The sequence below is a fragment of the Enterococcus sp. 2G9_DIV0600 genome, assembly GCF_002140615.1.
GTDB lineage: Bacteria > Bacillota > Bacilli > Lactobacillales > Enterococcaceae > Enterococcus_D > Enterococcus_D innesii.
This window is the reverse complement of the sequence record NZ_NGLL01000003.1, coordinates 1-19,732: the sequence shown is the minus strand read 5'-3', so window position 1 is coordinate 19,732 and position 19,732 is coordinate 1. Positions and strand designations below refer to the sequence as shown.

General features: G+C 34.3%; 18 protein-coding genes, 3 pseudogenes and 1 riboswitch. Of the genes and pseudogenes, 8 read left to right on the top strand and 13 right to left on the bottom strand.

Annotated elements, in window-relative coordinates:
• Nucleotides 1-176 precede the first annotated feature (176 nt).
• Complete coding sequence (locus A5870_RS16780; RefSeq protein WP_029486067.1) at nucleotides 177-857, top strand: IS6-like element IS1216 family transposase; 681 nt, start codon at nucleotides 177-179, stop codon at nucleotides 855-857.
• Between the two features lie 311 nt (nucleotides 858-1,168).
• Nucleotides 1,169-1,408: a hypothetical protein gene (locus A5870_RS16775; protein WP_002316697.1), complete on the top strand. Its 240-nt coding sequence runs from the start codon at nucleotides 1,169-1,171 to the stop codon at nucleotides 1,406-1,408.
• 422 nt (nucleotides 1,409-1,830) lie between these two features.
• Here A5870_RS16775 and A5870_RS16770 read toward each other — a convergent pair whose 3' ends face one another.
• Nucleotides 1,831-3,690, bottom strand: coding sequence for a heavy metal translocating P-type ATPase (locus A5870_RS16770; RefSeq protein ID WP_002337545.1), 1,860 nt, complete (start codon nucleotides 3,688-3,690; stop codon nucleotides 1,831-1,833).
• Between the two features lie 130 nt (nucleotides 3,691-3,820).
• A riboswitch (NiCo riboswitch) is annotated at nucleotides 3,821-3,929 on the bottom strand.
• Between the two features lie 444 nt (nucleotides 3,930-4,373).
• Here A5870_RS16770 and A5870_RS16765 point away from each other — a divergent pair.
• Both A5870_RS16765 and A5870_RS17440 read left to right on the top strand, forming a co-directional pair.
• Complete coding sequence (locus A5870_RS16765; RefSeq protein ID WP_170924121.1) at nucleotides 4,374-5,054, top strand: IS6-like element IS1216 family transposase; 681 nt, start codon at nucleotides 4,374-4,376, stop codon at nucleotides 5,052-5,054.
• 56 nt (nucleotides 5,055-5,110) lie between these two features.
• Nucleotides 5,111-6,272 (top strand): annotated as a pseudogene (locus A5870_RS17440) (ISL3 family transposase); the annotation flags it as partial.
• Nucleotides 6,273-6,469: 197 nt separating this feature from the next.
• Here A5870_RS17440 and A5870_RS16750 read toward each other — a convergent pair.
• From A5870_RS16750 to A5870_RS16725, 6 genes are read right to left on the bottom strand one after another with little or no spacing between them, the layout of a single operon-like run.
• On the bottom strand, nucleotides 6,470-7,066 hold the full coding sequence (locus tag A5870_RS16750) for a YdhK family protein (protein WP_002316691.1): 597 nt from the start codon (nucleotides 7,064-7,066) through the stop codon (nucleotides 6,470-6,472).
• 20 nt (nucleotides 7,067-7,086) lie between these two features.
• A complete protein-coding gene (locus A5870_RS16745; protein ID WP_002307659.1) occupies nucleotides 7,087-7,293 on the bottom strand; it encodes a hypothetical protein in 207 nt (68 codons plus the stop codon).
• Nucleotides 7,294-7,307: 14 nt separating this feature from the next.
• Nucleotides 7,308-8,702: a sensor histidine kinase gene (locus tag A5870_RS16740; protein WP_002337643.1), complete on the bottom strand. Its 1,395-nt coding sequence runs from the start codon at nucleotides 8,700-8,702 to the stop codon at nucleotides 7,308-7,310.
• Entirely contained in the window at nucleotides 8,702-9,382 is a 681-nt protein-coding gene (locus A5870_RS16735; protein ID WP_002294790.1) for a response regulator transcription factor, read from the bottom strand. The genes A5870_RS16740 and A5870_RS16735 overlap by 1 nt, the downstream gene beginning before the upstream one ends.
• A 27-nt stretch (nucleotides 9,383-9,409) precedes the next feature.
• Nucleotides 9,410-10,993: a multicopper oxidase family protein gene (locus tag A5870_RS16730; RefSeq protein WP_005237583.1), complete on the bottom strand. Its 1,584-nt coding sequence runs from the start codon at nucleotides 10,991-10,993 to the stop codon at nucleotides 9,410-9,412.
• Between the two features lie 10 nt (nucleotides 10,994-11,003).
• Complete coding sequence (locus A5870_RS16725) at nucleotides 11,004-11,228, bottom strand: heavy-metal-associated domain-containing protein (protein WP_002294786.1); 225 nt, start codon at nucleotides 11,226-11,228, stop codon at nucleotides 11,004-11,006.
• Between the two features lie 181 nt (nucleotides 11,229-11,409).
• Here A5870_RS16725 and A5870_RS17740 point away from each other — a divergent pair.
• A pseudogene (locus A5870_RS17740) lies at nucleotides 11,410-11,529 on the top strand (transposase); the annotation flags it as partial.
• A gap of 340 nt (nucleotides 11,530-11,869) precedes the next feature.
• Here the strand turns inward: A5870_RS17740 and A5870_RS16720 are convergent.
• From A5870_RS16720 to A5870_RS16705, 4 genes and pseudogenes are all read right to left on the bottom strand, one after another.
• On the bottom strand, nucleotides 11,870-12,079 hold the full coding sequence (locus A5870_RS16720) for a heavy-metal-associated domain-containing protein (protein WP_002325575.1): 210 nt from the start codon (nucleotides 12,077-12,079) through the stop codon (nucleotides 11,870-11,872).
• A gap of 16 nt (nucleotides 12,080-12,095) precedes the next feature.
• Nucleotides 12,096-14,554 (bottom strand): annotated as a pseudogene (locus A5870_RS16715) (heavy metal translocating P-type ATPase).
• On the bottom strand, nucleotides 14,538-14,903 hold the full coding sequence (locus tag A5870_RS16710) for a BlaI/MecI/CopY family transcriptional regulator (protein WP_033604469.1): 366 nt from the start codon (nucleotides 14,901-14,903) through the stop codon (nucleotides 14,538-14,540). The pseudogene A5870_RS16715 and the gene A5870_RS16710 overlap by 17 nt, the downstream one beginning before the upstream one ends.
• 15 nt (nucleotides 14,904-14,918) lie before the next feature.
• A complete protein-coding gene (locus tag A5870_RS16705; RefSeq protein ID WP_002337632.1) occupies nucleotides 14,919-15,533 on the bottom strand; it encodes a TIGR01906 family membrane protein in 615 nt (204 codons plus the stop codon).
• 155 nt (nucleotides 15,534-15,688) lie between these two features.
• Here A5870_RS16705 and lgt point away from each other — a divergent pair, with 155 nt between their 5' ends.
• Genes lgt through A5870_RS16690 form a run of 3 tightly spaced genes read left to right on the top strand, consistent with a single transcriptional unit; the run spans nucleotide 15,689 to nucleotide 16,882 of the window.
• Nucleotides 15,689-16,492, top strand: a complete 804-nt coding sequence (gene lgt / locus A5870_RS16700; RefSeq protein ID WP_002294779.1) for a prolipoprotein diacylglyceryl transferase — start codon at nucleotides 15,689-15,691, stop codon at nucleotides 16,490-16,492.
• On the top strand, nucleotides 16,476-16,700 hold the full coding sequence (locus tag A5870_RS16695) for a DUF2933 domain-containing protein (protein ID WP_002307648.1): 225 nt from the start codon (nucleotides 16,476-16,478) through the stop codon (nucleotides 16,698-16,700). Before lgt ends, A5870_RS16695 begins: the two co-directional genes overlap by 17 nt.
• Nucleotides 16,697-16,882, top strand: coding sequence for a DUF2933 domain-containing protein (locus A5870_RS16690; protein ID WP_002307645.1), 186 nt, complete (start codon nucleotides 16,697-16,699; stop codon nucleotides 16,880-16,882). Before A5870_RS16695 ends, A5870_RS16690 begins: the two co-directional genes overlap by 4 nt.
• A 600-nt stretch (nucleotides 16,883-17,482) precedes the next feature.
• Here the strand turns inward: A5870_RS16690 and A5870_RS16685 are convergent.
• The gene (locus tag A5870_RS16685) at nucleotides 17,483-18,766 is read right to left on the bottom strand and encodes a hypothetical protein (RefSeq protein ID WP_005237611.1); all 1,284 of its coding nucleotides are present in this window, start codon (nucleotides 18,764-18,766) and stop codon (nucleotides 17,483-17,485) included.
• A gap of 201 nt (nucleotides 18,767-18,967) precedes the next feature.
• Nucleotides 18,968-19,372: a NusG domain II-containing protein gene (locus tag A5870_RS16680; RefSeq protein ID WP_002337550.1), complete on the bottom strand. Its 405-nt coding sequence runs from the start codon at nucleotides 19,370-19,372 to the stop codon at nucleotides 18,968-18,970.
• Nucleotides 19,373-19,732: the final 360 nt, after the last annotated feature.

Below are 19,732 nucleotides of genomic sequence, written 5' to 3'. Positions count from 1 at the left end.
TTGGTTTACATAAGATATATTATACAAAGATTTAGATGTTAAACAGCTTAAAATCAAACTGTTATATACGTGCTAAATATTTATGTTAACTATAACCTTATTGGTTCTGTTGCAAAGTTTTAAATCTACTATCAAATAAGGTAGAATAATAGAAAAAGATAGCAGGAGGAATGACGATGAATCCTTTTAAAGGAAAGCAATTTCAGCAGGATGTGATTATTGTAGCCGTGGGCTACTATCTTCGTTATAACCTTAGCTATCGTGAAGTTCAAGAAATCTTATATGATCGTGGCATTAACGTTTCTCATACGACGATTTATCGTTGGGTGCAAGAATATGGCAAACTACTCTATCAAATTTGGAAAAAGAAAAATAAAAAATCCTTTTATTCATGGAAAATGGATGAAACGTACATCAAAATTAAAGGAAAATGGCATTATTTGTATCGAGCCATCGATGCAGATGGTTTAACCTTGGATATTTGGTTACGTAAAAAACGGGACACACAAGCAGCCTATGCTTTTCTTAAGCGGTTAGTGAAGCAGTTTGATGAACCGAAGGTTGTAGTCACAGATAAAGCCCCCTCTATTACAAGTGCCTTTAAGAAACTAAAAGAATACGGCTTTTATCAAGGGACAGAACATCGTACCATTAAATACCTGAATAATTTGATTGAACAAGACCATCGTCCAGTAAAGAGACGCAATAAATTCTATCGAAGTTTACGCACTGCCTCTATCACGATTAAAGGCATGGAAGCCATGCGAGGATTATATAAGAAAACCCGAAAAGAAGGCACTCTCTTCGGGTTTTCGGTCTGTACTGAAATCAAGGTATTATTGGGAATCCCAGCTTAAATCATAGATACCGTAAGGGATTTTATTCTTTATTTAAAACTTTGCAACAGAACCGTTCAGGGCGTATGGCGACACAAAACGAAAAAATGGTTTCAATAGATATGCTTTTGAAAAAAGCACTCCATACTCTTGTCTTTTAAGGAAAAACGATTGCGATTATAGGAGTTTTTCTTTTCCCTGCTTTTGTTATTATTCTCTCTTTTCATCAGTAAATGAAAGTCGCTGATAAAAAAAATCAGGACATTTACTCCTTGTCCCCCTTCACAAAACGAACACTTGTTCTTATAATGGTTCTAAAGGAGTGATTATCCATGAAATATTTGAATGACGAATATCAAGACCGGGGTATGAAAAAATGGGCGGGCTTTTTCTTATCTGAACACACAGCTGAACAGGAAAAAATTCAAAAAGGATTGGCTCACATCAATTCCCCAAAGCCCCAAATGTCCGAACAAGAGATTGGCGAGGTGCTTCAAGTGGCTAGATTAAAAAATAAGTCCGTTGCCATCCAAATCGAGGCCATCGATAACGAAGGAAATTATTACGATTAATATGCCACTGATGACGGTGATTTGATTTTTCTTTCCTAAAATACACCTTTGCATGATTTTTTCCTCCTGTTTGTTGTTTGTAATGTAAGTCTACTGGATTGAATCAGATTAAGAATTGATCCTCATCAAGAAGTGGTTTTCCTTCGAAAATAGTTTTTCACTGCGCGGTCTTTTTTGTTTTACTCTTTCGTATAACTCTATGATAGCTCCTTTATTGTTTTTAATAATTGATGACAATCAAGTTTGAATAAACGATTTTTAGCATGTATTTAAAATAGATAAAGCTGATAATTTCTGTTCAGAAATTATCAGCTTTTTTGACGATTTAGGCTTTCGCCAAGGGTAAGCTTCATTCCCTACAGATACAAATTTAAAAAGCTGTAGATATTCGCTCACCCTTTCAGCTAATATCATGATGCAGTCTAATAAGCACCACTTAATTCCGCTTTTGTTTTTTCGGACCCTAACAACCGCAAGCCGTTTAAGATGACGAGGATTGTGGAGCCCTCATGGAATAGTACTGCTAAAGGAAGTCCCAGAACGCCGAACATATTTAAAGTAATCAAGCTGACAATAACAGCGATGGAGAAAATGACATTTTGAATAATGATTTTATTTAATTTCTTGCTTAGCTGATAGCTATAAAACAATTTAGACAAATCATTCTTCACTACAACGACATCAGAGGATTCCATTGCGACTGACGAGCCACTTCCCATCGCAATTCCGATATCTGCATTCGCTAGCGCGGGCGCATCATTGATCCCATCGCCAATCATCCCAACAACTTCTTCTTTTCCTTGGCTTTTTAAGACAAAATCTATTTTATCTTCCGGTAACATGGAAGAAATATAGTCATCTACCTTTACTTCCTTTGCAACCTGTGCCGCAACCTTTTCGTTATCTCCCGTTAAAAGATAAACCTTGATGCCCTCTTTTTGGAAATCCGCAACCGTACTCGCTGACTGCGGACGAATTCGATCCCGGAGTGAGAAGTAACCGACGACTTCATTTCCCTTCGCTACAAATATGGTCGTATCGCCTTTTTCCAGTAGCTTTTCAAACTGATCAAATTTATCATATTGCTTAAATGCATCCGGTTTTCCAACTAGGATTGCCCCTTTTTTAATTCCCGAACCAGCAATTTCTTCAATCGATTCCGCTTGATTCACTTGTGCTAAGTTAATCTCTTTAAAGGCAGAAACAATTGCTCTTCCGATTGGGTGACTGGATTGTTGCTCCATATAAATGACTTCTTTTAACAGCTCTTGGTCCAAATGATAATCGACCACTTGGAAGTCGCCATACGTCAATGTTCCGGTCTTATCTGTATACAAAATATTCATTGTACTTAACGCTTCCATTGCGGCTCCACCTTTAAATAAGATACCGTTTTTGGCTCCATTACTTATCGCGCTTAACGTAGCCGGTGTAGCTGATGCCATCAATGCACATGGACTAGCCACTGTTAAAAGTACCATTCCACGATAAAATGCTTCTTCTAATGGTAGGCTTAGGAAATAATATAGAAAGAAGATGAAAATAGGTATGATAATTAAAACGCCAATCACGTACTTACTTTCAATACGGTCTATAAACTTTGCGATTCGAGAAGGTTTGTTTTGTGCTTCTTCAACCATCCGGATAATATTGGAAAACATGGTTTGATTCAGTGTCTTGTTTACTTCTATATGAAAAACATTTCCTTCATTAATCGTTCCGGCAAAAACTTCCTCCTTTAACTCTTTTTCTACTGGGACAGACTCACCCGTTAAAGCCGCTTCATTCACGATTGCATTTCGGTCGATCAAGCCATCAATAGGGATTTGACCACCTTTCGATACCACGACAATGTCCCCAATAACTAACTCTTTCGTAGGGGTAACCACTACATCCCCATTTTCTTTTAGCACTTGGGCTGTGTCGGGTACTTGCGCCATTAATTCTGAAATCGCGCTGGTGGATTTGTTCGTTGCATAATCTTCCAAAACTTCTGCAGCAGCAAAAATCAATAGCAACGCCGCTCCTTCAGACTCAAAATCAATGATTACTGCACCAACTGCTGCCAAAACCATTAATAGGTCGACATTTGGTGAGCGATCTTTAATCGTTTCAACAACAGCATGTTTTGCCGCATAGAAGCCTAAAAAGAAAATTGAAATATAAAATAGTATGGAACTGTATGCATCATTTAGTGGGATAAAGATAAACCCTAAGATTGTAAATAAAACACCGACAACTAAAAATTGTCCTTGCCTACTTTTTGTTAGATACTCAACCATTTCTAAAACCTCTTTCTTATTTTTTGTTTTTTTGCTTACCAATTATTACAAATCCATTTCATCTCATCTTTTCACTCCCCTTTATTTAGAAATATATATATAAAAAAGGGCACACCTATAGAACAGAATTAACTGTCCCACAGGTATGCCCTTATTATTTACATACTCTGCTGCCGCAAAAATTGCAGCCCGGCTGCATGGACCTTTTATATGTCCACCGCCTGTTCAGATCACAATGAATATAACCAACAAACAAAATCTGTTATATTCCAAAGCTTTCATTATTTAGTTTTAATATGCTTCATTGATTCTCATGTGACTATTATAACAAATTTTTTTTGAATTTCAAATCGCTTTTCCATTATTTGAACAGGGTAGAATAGCAATCGCAGCCATAAGCTTTGTGGCGGATCGAAGTCTAGGAAATGTATGCTTCCTTAGTTAGTTCATAAAGTTTTATTTCCACTTTTTTAAATAATTTTTGATATTCTTCTCCCATTTTTTGGTAAATTTCTAATAATTGCATCAATTCTTTTTTTTTAATAAATCACCCATGTGTTCACTCCTGTTCTCCCTCTGTTGTTTTGAATATTCATAATACTTTAAAGGGTTCTGTTGCAAAGTTTTCTGATAAACTGATTTTAAGGTAAAATGAATGGAAAAGATAGCTTGGAGGAATCAAGATAGATCATTTTAAAGGCAAGCAATTTCAGCAGGATGTGATTATTGTAGCCGTGGGCTACTATCTTCGTTATAACCTTAGCTATCGTGAAGTTCAAGAAATCTTATATGATCGTGGCATTAACGTTTCTCATACGACGATTTATCGTTGGGTGCAAGAATATGGCAAACTACTCTATCAAATTTGGAAAAAGAAAAATAAAAAATCCTTTTATTCATGGAAAATGGATGAAACGTACATCAAAATTAAAGGAAAATGGCATTATTTATATCGAGCCATCGATGCAGATGGTTTAACCTTGGATATTTGGTTACGTAAAAAACGGGACACACAAGCAGCCTATGCTTTTCTTAAGCGGTTAGTGAAGCAGTTTGATGAACCGAAGGTTGTAGTCACAGATAAAGCCCCCTCTATTACAAGTGCCTTTAAGAAACTAAAAGAATACGGCTTTTATCAAGGGACAGAACATCGTACCATTAAATACCTGAATAATTTGATTGAACAAGACCATCGTCCAGTAAAGAGACGCAATAAATTCTATCGAAGTTTACGCACTGCCTCTATCACGATTAAAGGCATGGAAGCCATGCGAGGATTATATAAGAAAACCCGAAAAGAAGGCACTCTCTTCGGGTTTTCGGTCTGTACTGAAATCAAGGTATTATTGGGAATCCCAGCTTAAATCATAGATACCGTAAGGGATTTTATTCTTTATTTAAAACTGTGCAACAGAACCGCCGTAAATGTGGCATCAAAAATGAAGGACAAATCATCAAGAATGGCTCACATAAAACAAAAGTCCAACTTTTGCCTTACCGAGCAACCAAAACAGAATTACGCTTGGTACGTACGCGCTTTTACTGTAAAGAATGTCAGTCGACATTCAACGCTCAGACCAATTTGGTAGATGAAAACTGCTATCTCTCAAAGGAATTAAAGGTACAAATTGCCTTGGAACTAGCGAAGAATACAATAAGAAAAGAAATTGCCAATCGCTATTTTGTATCAGACGTAATCGTTTTGCGTGTCCTGCACACCTGTTTAAAAACGTATCATCCTCGTTTTGATACGTTACCTTCGGTCCTTTGTTTTGATGAGTACAAATCGATGAAGTCCTGCAGTGGAAAAAATGAGTTTTGTTTTTATGAATGGGCAGACCCAGCAATTAATCGGTGTATTGGAGAATCGTCGCCTTACTTTCTTAAAACCATATTTCCTTAATTTCACTCGAAAAGCACGAGCGAACGTAAAATACGTCGTGATGGATATGGATGCCCCTTATTTTGAACTTGTAAAAGCGGTCTTCCCAAACGCCAAAATCGTGACCGATCGCTTTCACATTGTCCAACAAATCACTCGTATGTTAAATCAGTTGCGAATCAAAACAATGAACAGGTTTCAAAAAACGGAACCGACAAAGTATTGACGATTGAAGCGATTCTGGAAATTACTCCTTACGCATGCCTATGATCTGGATAGTTCCGATTATCAATATGATCGATCCTTTCGCAGACCAATGACGCAAAAAGCGATGGTCGATGAGCTTTTGAGTTACGACGAGCAATTAACCAGGGCTTACGAGACTTGCCAGCTCCTCCTCTATCACTTTAAACACAAGGACAACCAAAGTTTTTTCGATACGATCAACAGCTTAGATCAATGCCTTCCACAATGGTTTTGTAAGAAGCTGACGTTTTTAAATAAATACAAATTAGGGATTCAATATGCTTTAAAACCCAGGTATAGTAATGGTGCATTGGAAAGAACAAATAATAAGATAAAAGTGATAAAACGAGTAGCCTACGGCTATCGAAATTTCCACAACTTTCGAGCAAGAATTTATCTCATTCAAGGCTTGATCTTCCAAGTAAAACAAAAACCAGTTAAGCACTCTGCCTAACTGGTTATGACTAAATTTTCAGTTGTCTCTCTACCAGCACTAAATGTCGAAGAGCCAAAAATCTGAGCCAGAATGAGGTTCGTTCTGACCCAGATTTGATTTTGCACAACTCATCAGTCCTTATTAACAAAGAGCTCATATTCCTCATGTTGAGAATACGAAGGCCATGTACCAGCTTATTGGTTTAGTATATAAAATTACTCATTATTTTCGTCATATTCCATCTCATCTTCAGTTACCCACATATGATTCTTAACTTCTTCTTGACCATCGGTTGGAGTGTAATTAACAACGTAAACAGTTCCTGTAATAGATTTATCTACTTTTGCTTCAGCTCCCATCATCCCATCCATGTGATCGGCATTCAAGATAACAGTATCGCCCTCATTTGCTACAGTCTCAGTATCTTTTAACTCTTCTTGTACTACCCATCGATGATTGTTAACCATTGGTCCCCCAGTTTTTGGCTCATAGCTTACTTCATACATTGTAGTATCAAAGGCCCCTACAACTTGAGCATTTGCACCTTTCATCCCTTCCATATGATCGCCTAGCAGTATAACATTACTTCCCACCGGGAATTTAGGGTTTGCAGCATCTTTCATTGAAGAAGGAACCATACCTTCGTGATTCATTCCCTCCATACTATTCATTTCACTAGACGCTGTAGAAGTCGATTCCTCGTTTGTGCTTTTAGAATTATTCGATTCACTTTGATTGCTACACGCTCCTAAAAATACAATAATTCCAAGACTTGCAAATACTAATTTTGTCATCTTTTTCACTGTCTTCATCCTCCTTTAATTAATCACATTTAGGTCATCTCATAAATTTGTAATCCAAAAACTTCTTTTTTAATTGTAGCTATTGATAAGTCCTTCTTAGAAAAGATTACTACAGAATTTGATAAGATATCTAAATGAACTTTTTCGACACTATCTATCGAAATCAGTTGAAAAAATATTTTTTTTGCCCAACATTCACATACTAGTTTAGCAATTTTTATCTGTTTTTGAAACAAATAACTCTCCTCCTTTATTGAAATGGTAACTTTATAACAAATTTAGTTCCTAGACCTAATTTACTTTTTACAGTTATACTACCTTTATGCGCTTCAATAACGCTCTTTACAATAGCTAATCCGATACCTTGCCCCCCTAAAGCTCTACTTCTGGAGGGGTCAGCCATATAAAATCTATCAAAAATATGAAGTTGCTGATCTTTTTCTATACCAATGCCGTTGTCTTCAACAATTAAAAGAACATGGTCTTTATTTTTACTTATAGAAAACTTAATGGTTCCATCCTTTTGCGTAAATTTAATAGCATTACTCAAAAGATTGATAACAACTTGGTTCATTTTATCTTTATCTGCAAATATATTGATGTTATCCCCTTGGATTTCAACATGAAGGTTTTTTGACTCAAATTTGCTGGAGAAATTTTCAATAACGGATTCGATCAACTTATATATGCTAAACTCAGTTTTATTTAAATGATCATACTTTGCTTCAATTTTGTTGATTACTTCTATATTTCCAATTAAACGAGTTAGACGATCTATTTCATCATAACAAGATTGTAGGCGCTCGGGAGTTATTTTCCAGACTCCGTCAATCATTCCTTCCACATTGCCTTTAAGGGTAGCTAATGGAGTTCTTAATTCATGTGAAATATCAGTAGTTAATCTTTTTCGAAGTCCATGCTGTTTCTCCAACTGATTACTTAAATCATTTAGGGAATCAATCAAGGAATTAATTTCAATAATTGAAGTTTCTTGTGGGATTTTATCAGCATATTCCCCACGGGTTAATTTATGTGTAAAGTCGCTTACATGCTTTAGTGGTAATCCTAATCTAGCAGAGATCCACGAAGCAAGTATAAATGATACAAGAAGAGCTGCAATAGCAACATACATTAAACTTTGTTTCATACTGGAGATAAACAAGGCATCGTGCTCTGTATAAGCAAAAGGTCCGAAATAATAAAACGTTACTTTTCCAAACTCGTTTCCATCATTAATTAACTTCTTTTTCGCTTCTATTGTTTCGTCTAGTTTCACACTTTTTTTCTCAGAAACTTTCAAGGCATTTTTTTTCAGTTTGTCCTGTGCTGACTTCAAATTTTTTCCTTTAAGTTCCCAAACCATGTTGCCTTGTTCGTCTTCTATAGAAAAATAAATATTATTTTCTAATGCTTTCTCAGATAGTGCTGCAAGTTCCTCGCTGTTCCATGTTTCTCCACTATTTAACCACAATAAATCAATTGTATATACATACTGATTCAACAAATCTTCTTGTCGCTCTTCTACGTATTTACTAAAATGATTGTTCGTCAAACTTAATGCGACTAAACTAATCGATCCTATTATTAATGTTGCGATTGCTAAAAAGGAAAGAACTAATTGAGTTTTTATCGTTCTTTTTCTCATTAGTGGCCACCAAATCTATATCCTGTACCATGGACTGTCAAAATATACATAGGTGATTTAGCATCATTCTCAATTTTATGTCTTAAGTTTTTTATATGAGAATCGATGCTCCTATCTAGTCCATCAAATTCTATTCCCTTAACTTTCTCTATCAAATCACTACGAGAAAAGACTTTATTAGGTGTGGATATTAGGGCGTGTAGAATATCAAATTCAGTTGTTGTGAGGTTTAATTCCACTTGATGTAGATAAACTTGGCGACTTTCAGGATATACTATCAATTCCCCATTACTTGAAGAAAGCTTATTAGGATTTGATAAGGTCTCAGTTCTGCGCAATACAGTTTGTATTCTCGCAACTAATTCTTTGGGACTAAATGGTTTAATCATATAGTCATCGGCACCTAACTTGAGACCAGTAAGAATATCATCCTCATCAGACTTAGCTGTTAACATTATAATTGGTACATTTGATACTTCTCTGATTTTTCTACACACAGTCAATCCATCAGTATCCGGAAGCATTAAATCTAACACAACTAAATCAGGATTATTTTTCTCGAACTTTTCCAATGCCATTGCACCACTTATTGCTTTATAAACTGAATAATGATTAGCAACTAGATAGGCATCAATAATTTCCAAAATTTTTTCTTCATCGTCCACAATAAGAATTTTCATAGACAATCATCCTTCTTAAATTATTTTCTATTTAATTTCCATTTGTCCCATCATGCCATACTCTTCATGTTCTAATATATGACAATGATACATGAAAATACCCTTATGGTCGAATTTCACAAGAAGTTCTACTGTTTCATCCGGATTTACCAGCACAGTATCTTTCCATCCCTGCTCGTTTAGTGCGGGCTGATTTCCGTCTCTAGATAAAATTTGAAACTGAACACCATGGATATGGAACGGATGAATCATTCCTCCCATCATACTATTAGTATTGTTAACTTCCCAAATCTCTTGAGTATCTAGTTTTTTAAATAAATCTATTCTTTCCATATCAAACTGCTTATTGTTGATGTTTACCATGTGAGACATTCCTCTTAAATTAATACTTTGTCTTGCTAAATCTTCCAATTTCTTTTCATCTAAAGTACTAATAGTATTTAGACTATCAGAGGGAGTAAACTCTTTGTTTTCTATCGTATTCTCAATTCTCATTGTCAAGGCAACCAAATTATTTGCTAGTAAATGAATTACCTCACCTTTTTTATAATTCTGAGTATCCACTAATATTTCTGCCCTTTCCCCGGGGGCTAAAAGTAGTTTACTAAGTTTAACAGAAGTATTCAGAAAACCACCATCTGTAGCAATTTGGTAGAATGATTCATCTTTATCCAAAGTAAAAGTGAAGTTTCTTGAATTAGATCCATTAACAATTCTATACCTCATCCATCGGTTTTTTATCTCAATATATGGATTGATAGTGCCATTAGTAAGCAACGTCTCCCCTTTTGTTCCATCAGAGTTAAAATCATTTTCATAGTTAATTTGATTAGTGGAGCTGAAAGATTTATCTTGCACAATCAAGGGAATGTCGTCGACACCATATTTGGAAGGTAAATCTAATGATTTTGAGTTGTCATCATCAATATACATCAAACCTGCTAAACCCTTATAAACTTGAGATGCTGTTTCTCCTTCCGGATGGGGATGAAACCAGAGTGTAGAAGCTTCTTGATCAACCTCGAATGTTACACTTTTTTTCTGTCCTGCTTCTATAATCTGATGTGGACCTCCATCTGCATCAGAAGCTACTTTCAAACCGTGCCAATGAAAAGATGTGCTAGCATCAAGATTATTGGTTGTATTGATAGTAACTTTTTGACCTTTTTTCAGTCTAATAACTGGTCCTAAAAAATCCCCGTTATAGCCTAATGTTTCAGTTTTTTCTCCATCCATTATTTGAACTTCTCCGTTTTGAGCAACTATATCATATATCACATTTTCTTTGCTTTTTGAAGATGGTTCAAGAACAGGGGGAATCAATAGTTGTCTCTCCGTTTGGTGTACTACCTTCAAATCAGCTTCTTGATTATCCCCCATCATATTGGACATTCTACTTGAGATTTGTCGTTGTTCTTCTTGAAAGACAACTTCAGCATGCTCCTCCTTGTTCTGCTGTTGAATCAATATGAAAACACCGCCTAGGGTCAACATTGATATTGTTGCTGCTAACCAAATATATTTATTATTCTTCAACCCATCATCTCCCATATCTATTATGTAGTTACCATAAAAAAAATATGTGGAGATTTTGTGTTGATTCCCCCACATATACTTATACTTATATAGATATATCCCTAGTTACAGTATACTTTGTATTTTTTAGTAGTTGATTTAAGAATGTTAAAGTTAATTTTGAATCAGCATCGAAAGTAACTGTACCTCTAGCCAAATCAACTATTTTTACACTGACTGTTGGCTCTGCTTCCAAAGCATTTCTTACTTTTGATGCACACCTTGAGCAATTCATTCCGTCAATAACCACTATTTGCAAATATTTCATCATAAAATTCCTTCTTTCTTAAAAAAGTCGCCTATATTGGATTTACTAATCTAATCAATCTTTTAAGAATTGTCTTACAAGTATCATAAGGAAAATTTATGGAGAAACCATGTATAGAGTTTGTTTTAGAGCTTTTAAATATAGGATAGATACAGATTGATTTGTTTAGTGTATGATTGCATATCATGTACATATATCGCTAAGTATCGCGCCCAAAACATAGGTTTCGAGTTTCATGAATATCCTAACAGGTAGAAGTGCTATGATGATATTCGATAAGCATCCTAATATGAAATATAAGTTTAGAACTGCTATTTTGGATAGTTCTTCCTCCTATTCAAATAAATAATTGTTCTACATAAGAATTTCACAATCCTCTCTACCCTCCTCTACTACCAAGTGAAAATCCATTTCAACTAATACCAAAAACCTACATTGGGATTCCAAAGGATTTTTGAGTTCAAAAAAACATGAAATGCCTCTCAGAAATCCGTCCATTGGATTCAACATATACTTATGCACAAAAAGCAGTGAATAAATTTAAAAAACTGGTTTTTCTATATATCTCAATTTGAAAAAAGTAGAATATAGAGGAACTTTCTTACCATAAGAATTCACATATTTAATGTGATGATTCACCAAACTTATAATGCCTTATAATTCGTATTTTTCAACAATTGATTAATAACGCTAATTGATAAATCTGTCTTTGTTGCAATAGTTACTAAACCTTCTTCGAGATTTACTTTCCTAACAGAAATTGAGGGATTCTTTTCTAATGCATACTTAATTTCTCCGGCGCATCCTAGACAAGCCATTCCACTAATAAATAAGGTCTGTAAATGTTCAGTCATAAGACAATCACCTTTCCTATTTGACTTTGAAGTTTTTTAAGCGAAGTGAATTTAAAAGTACTGTTATTGAGCTAAAACTCATAGCAACGCCTGCAATTAACGGGCTTAATAAAGGCCCCCAAAAAATGTTCAAAACACCCATCGCTATTGGAACACTTAACATGTTATAAGCAAATGCCCAGTACAAATTTGACTTTATATTCCAAATTGTTTTTTTGCTTAAATCGATCGTGGACATTAGCAATTGCAGATCGTCGTTCATTAATATTATATCCGCAGATTTCATCGCTATATCAGTACCAGAACCCATCACAAAACCTATATCCGCTTGAGCGAGGGCAAGTGCATCGTTTATCCCATTACCTACCATTGCAACCTTATGTTCTTTTGACTGCAACATTTTAACATAATGGGCCTTTTCATGAGGTAATACCTCACTAATAACGTTGGCGATCCCAACTTGATTAGCAATTGCCTGTGCAGTAAGTTTACTATCACCCGTGAGCATAACCATATTGAGGCCAAGTTTATTCAACTTCTGAATTGCTGATGCACTTGCTGGCTTTACAGTGTCTTCAATCGCAATTATTCCGAGAAATATACGATCATTTGCAATATACACTGGTGTCTTTCCTTTAGATGCTAAATTATCTGAGATTAACTTAAATTTACTAATGTCTATATTCAACTGTTTAAAGAATTCTTCATTTCCTAAACTTACTTCGGTACCTTTCAAAATAGCATTAATGCCCAATCCAGGGAAAGATTCGAATATACTAGGTTCAACCAAATCAATCCCCACGATTTCGTCTTCTTTTACAATTGCCTCCCCAAGTGGATGCTCGGTTGCTTTTTCAGCAGAGGCCGCTAAAAACAAGAGAAGGTTTTTATCCATATTTTCTGCAAGTATTATATCTGTTACCACAGGTTTTCCTTTTGTAATCGTACCAGTTTTATCAAATAATATTGTTTTTACGTGGTGAGTTGTTTCTAAAGCTTCACCACTTTTAATTAAAATACCATTTTCAGCGCCTTTTCTCATACCAACCATAATAGCTGTCCGTGTAGCTAAACCGAATGCACAAGGACATGCTATAACTAAAACTGAAATGAAGACTGATAATGAAAACGAAATACTTTGTCCGGATAGTGCCCAAAGTAGACTAGATCCAATCGCAACTACAATAATGATATATACAAAGTAACTTGATATGATATCAGCCAGTTTTTCGATTGGAGCTTTCAAAGATTGTGCATCATCCACTAGTTTGCTTATTTGAGCTAAAGTGGTGTCATTACCAATATGAGTTGTTTCATATCTTATTACGCCATTTTTGTTTATACTGGGTCCTATTAATCGGTCATTAGCTTTCTTTTCAACAGGAAGATTTTCACCAGTAGGCATAGATTCTTCAACTAAAGTCTTACCTCTTCTTACAATACCATCCAGGGGCAAACGTTCTCCTGGTTTTGCTATGATCAAATCTCCTACTAAAACTGATTCAATAGGAACAGTCTGTTCCTTATTATGCCTGATAGTTTTCGCTTTATTTGGGAGTCATCCTCATTAATTTTTGTAGTGCTTCAGATGTCTTATCTTTCGGTCTTATCTTTCGTCACCAACTCCAGGTATTTCTGTAGTCTGATTAGCGTTAATATCACTGCTGATGCTCCAAAGTAGAGCTCTTTTGTATAGAGATAATTTCCGAATATAATCTGTATTGTTGCAAAGGTGCCGTATAAAAAAGCAATACTTGTACCTAAAGCAATTAATGTATCCATATTCGGATGTTTTTTCATGAGTGCGGAAAATCCAGTTTTATAATAGTCTTTATTGGCCAATATAACCGGAGTGGTAAATATCAATTGCGTCAGCGAAAAAAAACTAGGGTTTGTCGTAGAATCAATTATTTCAAATAGGGGTAACTCAAGTATATTTGCACTAGCAACATATAGAACAGGAATTGTAAATAGCATTGACGTGATAAATCTTCGCCTTAGCTTCTGTTGCTCTTGTTCTTTTGTTTTATAAATTACTTGTTCCTCCTCTTCAGAAAGAGCATATAGCTGATATCCAAGAGTTTTGACAACATCACTTATTTTTGCAACCGCTGAAGGGTCAGTTGATATTACCGAGAGTTTTTCTGCTTCAAAATTTACGTTGGCATATTTGACATAAGTCATTGATTTAACTACATTTTCAATTTTGTTAGCGCAGGACACACAAGTCATTCCACTTATTCCAAATACCTTTATCTCAGTTTTTTTTCGAATCTCAGCGTCATAACCAATGTCTTGAATAGCTGTTATAACTGTATGATTAGACAAAACACCTTCATCATATTCCAATTTTAGAACCTCAGTTGTTAAGTTAACTTTAGCGAAATATACTCCATCCAACTCATGAATTTTTTTCTCTATTGTTGTTGCGCAAACTGCACAAGTCATTCCATAAAGATTATATTTTGAAATCATTGAATTCCTCCGTGTCAGAACGTTTAACCAATCCGTTTAAATAGTAGCTTACTTCTGAGATACAACCTTCATCCATTCCAGAAAGTAACCTTTGTATTTCGGTTTCTAAAAATTCTTGCTTCTTAATCAGTGAAGTGTAGTATCTTTGGTTTTTTGAAGTGTTAAACGTGATCACATTTTTATCTAACAACCTTCTTATTAACGTTTTTGTTGTGGAGGGATGCCAACTATTACGCTCTTGCATTCCATGTGTTATTAAACCACATGTTACCGGTTCATATCTCCAGATAAACTTTAAAACATCTAACTCTGAATTCGATACCTGTATTTTGCGTTCGACCAAGACCATCCCTCCTTAGGCTATTCATAAAGTACGTTCTTCTTTATTAAACAAATGATGAATTGTTGTCAAAGTAGAAACACTTATAGTTACAATTAATAAAAAGCATAAAAAGAAAAATGTTTCCGGTAAAAAACTGATAATTGGATCTGTACGATAGTCAAACATCCAATCATCATTGTCAAAAAATACTTGATGAAAAAGCACAAATGCTTTATCAAAAAACAGAAGTGCCATTACACAGACTGATATTATCATCCACTTGATTAAACTAGTGATTTCTCTGACTTGATCACGCGTTACTAATTTTTTCCTGTTTAGGTATAAAAGAACGCTACTCGTAGAAAGAAGCAATGAATAGTTAAGCTGGAACAAAAATTTAACATCTTTAAAATGGTTTATACCGCGATCTGAGACGTATAGATTATCAAAAACCAATTCTTTTTGAAAAGGATTATTTAAATAGCCCATTAAATTTTTAAAATCTTGATTAACTTGAGATCTACTCCAGTTTTGAAAATTTATATCGCTTTGAAAGAATAAATTGATTTTGAGCAAACCAGGGAAGTTGATTGTCAATGTAATCGCGAGGGATAAAGCAAAGACAAAAAATAATAGAAATAGCATGCTTTTTTTCATTAAATTAATATTTATATTAGATCACTCCTTTTAATATAATGATAAAAAAACTTGTGTAGAAAATGTGTACTAATGTATCTGTCAAAAAGTCTACATAAAATTTCCATAATAGCCTGCTATAGTCAAAACAAGTTCATTAGGAAGGAGGGAAGAATTTGAGAGAACCCTACGACAGAGTATTTATTTCGTTTGGTCCATTTACTATTTATTGGTATGCCATTTTCATAGTGTTTGGGATCATAATCGGATATTTTGTTGCTAATAGAAGAGCAAAGCGTGCGGCATTGCCTGAGGATACAATTGTTGATCTGTTGTTATATGGATTGCCAGTTTCTATTATATCGGCCAGATTATACTATGTACTTTTTGAATTACCTTTGTACATTGATGATCCTTTAAGTATCTTAAAAATTTGGGAAGGTGGTCTAGCAATACATGGTGGATTAATTGGTGCTGTATTGACAGGGGTTATTTATTGCAAGAAGAAAAATCTTTCTTTTTGGAATGTTGCTGACGTAGTTGCTCCCAGTATAGTAATTGGACAAATCATTGGACGATGGGGAAATTTTATGAATCAAGAGGCCTATGGAGAAATTGTAGACATAGAGTTCCTGCAATCTCTGAAACTCCCATCTTTCATAATTGATCAAATGTATATTGATGGGGCCTACCATCATCCGACTTTTTTATATGAGTCTTTATGGAATATAGGAGTACTCATTATTTTGCTTCTGGTGTCTAGAAATAGAATGTTCTTTGGGCAAATATTTTTAATTTATGTTTCACTATATTCCGTCGGGAGATTCTGGATTGAAGGATTACGGACCGACAGTTTAATGCTAACAGCAAACTTGAGAATGGCTCAAGTCCTGTCCATAGTCCTATTAATTGGCTCTATATTAACTTACATCTATCTCAAAAAATCTAAGGAGGAAGATTTACATGGAAGCATTACTTAATCTCTTACCACTACTATTACTACTAATTTGCCCTATCTCAATGATGTTTATGCATAAAGGGCACGGACATGCTGGGCATCATCATATGCATGGAGAAGATCATTCAAAACACACTGGTTCCGAAAATGATATAGCAAGTTTAAAAATCCAAACTGAGCAATTAAAAGAAGAAGTTGCTACTCTAAAGAACTTAGTTAAGGAGCGATGACAATGCAGTGGTTATTACTTTTATTATGTCCGATAATGATGATATTTATGATGAGGGGTATGCACTCAGGATCGCATAATGAAAAAGATGACGAACAATTGAAACAGGATCTTGAAAATTTAAAAGAGCAAAATGATATCTTAAGTAGTGAACTAAGCGATTTGAAATCACGGTTAAAATAAGTTAAAGGAGTGTGATTTATATTTCACACTCCTTTAAAATTCACTAAATTCATGGTTCAGAATAGAATTGATTCTCTCAAAATATTTAGTCTAACTTTACTCTTTATAAAACGAATAAGGCATGCGTGGTTTATAATCTTTCTTTATGTATTTCTGACACCAAAGAAAATGATCCTCATCATTCCATCCACTCGTTGCATTCCACCAAGAGTACATAACATTCCCTGGTGTATGGGGTAGTCCATACACCAGGGGATTCTAGAAGTAAGATTTATTGTTTCTTTTTTAAGTGCAAATAAAACCATTATCTTCGATGAATATAAGGAAAATACCTTTTTAGATAACATTTCTAGGTTATGAATAGATAGTATTCACTCTATCCGCAATTTTCTTCAACGAAAAGTTACTAAAATGGAAGCATGGGCAGCATTAATATGATGATTTTCTTCTAGACGTTGCTAAGACATTCAATAGCAATGAGCGCCATTATAAATGTGGAAGCTACTCGTAAAAAAAGGGAAGATTGATTTCCAATTCTGCCCAAATGCTTATTTATACTACAATTAACCGTATTAATTTCAACTTCTTTGTCCAGAATAACTACCGAACTAGTTCACCACTTGGATAATGAGATATCGGGGCTAAAATTGTAAAATCTTTGCCAAATTTCTTCATAAAATTAGCATGTTTCTCTAAATCTGTAAATAGAATGTATCGTAAGTGATCATGCAAATTTTGATTACGCATATAATGTGGTCTATTAAATTGTGCTCGTATCTCCTCTTCACGTTGATCTGGTGAGACAATATACATCATCAAATTTTCTTGATGAATCGAATACAAATCATCCATTCGATTCATCCCAGAAATTATTGACGTCGATTTTTCAACCTCAAAAGCACATATCGGTTCCCCATTTTTTGAAAACCAAATAACATCAATCAAACCAATCGTCCTACTTAACGGATTTGGTAATTGATAGATTGTTTCTGGTAATAGAGGTATAGACACATCTCCTAAGCGATTCCCATCTACAATTCTATTATGATCGTTTGAGGCAATCCAAGCATGATAACCTATCTCATTACCTAAAGTAGCTAAGATATATTGGATTTTTTGGTGCACATTTTTGCCATCCTCTTTTTCCAACTTCTGTTTTATTAATTTCTGTGTGTTACTTTCTGAAATTCTGACATACTCTTCTTCATTTTCGCGAACAATATAATTTAGTTTCCCAATATCAAATAAAAAAGCTGAGATAGCACCCAAATCTTTCGAAAAAAGTCCTCCTAAGCAGTTGAGTTCAATCATACCATCACGGAGTTTAAAATAGTCCTCCCATTTACCTAAGCGAATTTTCGAGCCCGTAAGATAATTATATCCATTTACAATAGCTGTGTTAAAAGGAGGGAAAATGGTAGGTTCTAGAAAATATAAAATGTTTGCGACAGCTGGACCAAGCCCTCTGATTTTCTTTTCTGCTAGAATATTTATAGCAAATAACATTTTAATTTCTTGATTAGCTTTAAGAATTTGATCAAGACAAAGTGAAAAAGCTAACTGATTTTCCCTATTTTCATAAATATCCGGAATTCTCAATTTAGGTTTCCACATAAATGCATGCTTGGCTCCTTTAAAAATTTCTGTTTGTTCTGCAATTACATTCATTATGTCCTCTAGGGCTGAATTTTTAAAATCTGTTGGGAACGTTCCGTTATTGACATGTTTGATAAGTACTTGTACGTATTTCCTAACTTTTTTAAACGCTTTCAAACGTTTTTCACTTTTGATAAACCAAGTTTGATACAGTAAATTTTCGCGTAATTTATATTGATTAAACACATCTGTTAAATAAGTATTATCCACTGTAATGATAACCACCATCCCTATTAATATCAATTATTAATATTTTTATAACCTAGTCATCTCTAATAAAACGTGCTACATGCAACATTCCTAATATAATCAATTATAACGATAGTAGTTACTTTGGCCTGATATCTATGACTTTTCTTATTAAAAGTCTAGTTCGGCTCCATTCTGTAATCAATGTAAATGTAGGATTTGTATTATTTATTAGTCATACTAATAAATTAATGGATTCTCTTCTATTCCTAAAATTTCAACAATCAATTTATGAGGTAAACATATACTCATTTCCCCTGGTCTACTAATCCAGCCTGTACGAACAGCAATTTGATCAGGACTATTATCTTCTTTTACCCTAATTTTCCCTGGAGCTACTTCAATAATATTGTATTTCCCTTTTTGAGGATAATATGTTTTTTCTAAAGACTCACTAACTTGTGATAAGTTAAATTTGTCTACGACTTCTCCATCTATTTTAACAACTGCAATTACATCTTTACTTTCTCTATTATTTTCATTTTTATTAGTATCAAATAGTAAATATGGTAAAAATGATGCCATAATGACTCCAATAATAATGAGATAGTCCCAAGGTTTCGTAAGTCTCAATATTTTATCCACTAAATTCGTTCTCCTATATTAACTTTTGATATCATACTTTACAGTTGTGTGAATTTTATGTAGATATGTTTCTACTCCACAAAATCTCCATAAGTTTTAGTTATTTTAAATCTGTCTATTAAATTGAAATGTAGCATATGGATCCTATTACTTTTTGTATAGTAATTCCAATTTCAGTTCCTAATAGAACCTGTAATACACATAAAAATAGAGAGGAGAATATTTGTAAAATATTTCTTCACAATTAAAAATAAGGGAAGTGAAAAATCAATTTGAAAAAAATAATTATATCTACCTCGGTCATTGTGTTTTCGCTATTTTTTAGTAATAGTATATTAGTTAAAGCGCAGACTATTGAGG